Genomic DNA, 871 nt, shown 5'->3' on the forward strand with positions numbered 1-871 from the left:
CAACCCGGCCGTCGTCAGTTCCCCGCGGATGGCCTCAAGAGCCACCTTCGCCCTGAACTCTGCAGAATAGCGTCTGCGTTTCGGCATTTCGGGTCATTCTTCCTCAGGCGCTAAAGCTTAGCCCCCGGTCCGAATTCGTGCGACCACCTCTTAACGCAGGCGGCCGAGAAATTCGGCCAGTTCTTCTTCAAGCAACGCCTCAATCGTCGCGCGGACATCCCCCCGCAGACGGTCTTCGGTCGGATCATGAGCCGAGGCCTCAAGCAGTGGTGCGGGGCGCGAGCGGCCGGTAATCCCGTTCATGGCGTTCGGGCCGCGCCTTGGAGCGATGGCGGCTTTGGCCCTCACTCGCCTTGGTGGTTGCAGCCGCCGTTTGGGTGGCCGTGAGTTCACCCGGAGATTATGCCGCCCTCAAGTTTCCACCACTTCCGGGGCGCGACCCGGTGTTCCGATAATTTCCAGTCAAAAACAGCCTTCCACGACTGTCTACTTAATGAGATTCGGGACAAGCGGATTTTCATCTTGGCAGAGTTCACCTCGTCGACTTGCCTGACACCTTCGTGCCGACTGCTCACGTCATAATCTAATCGGCGCCCGTAACGGGGCGGCAATACGTTTCGACCCGCAGGTTCGACGCCGGACGAAGCGTATTCTAGTAAGTTGCATCAGTCAGGATGAGTTTCTAGCAGGTGACCGCTGCTATCAGAACTGCTGTGATCCGGTTAAGTAGTCCGCTCTGAACAGCCGTTTCAGGCGAGTGCCAATGCACCCTGACGTCTGTTTGCATCCCGGATGGTCGTCGCACCCAGCTTAAGGAATAGAGAGCAAAGCGCCCGGAGATGAGCCCGTATCTTGCGGATGTTGTGACCGC

Annotated in this window: 1 pseudogene; it reads right to left on the reverse strand. The window is 58.7% G+C overall.

From position 1 onward, the window contains the following. Positions 1-153 precede the first annotated feature (153 nt). A pseudogene (locus GL286_RS22085) lies at positions 154-303 on the reverse strand (IS256 family transposase); the annotation flags it as partial. Between the last annotated feature and the right edge of the window lie 568 nt (positions 304-871).

It is taken from the genome of Paracoccus aestuariivivens (genome assembly GCF_009711225.1).
GTDB classification, from domain to species: domain Bacteria; phylum Pseudomonadota; class Alphaproteobacteria; order Rhodobacterales; family Rhodobacteraceae; genus Paracoccus; species Paracoccus aestuariivivens.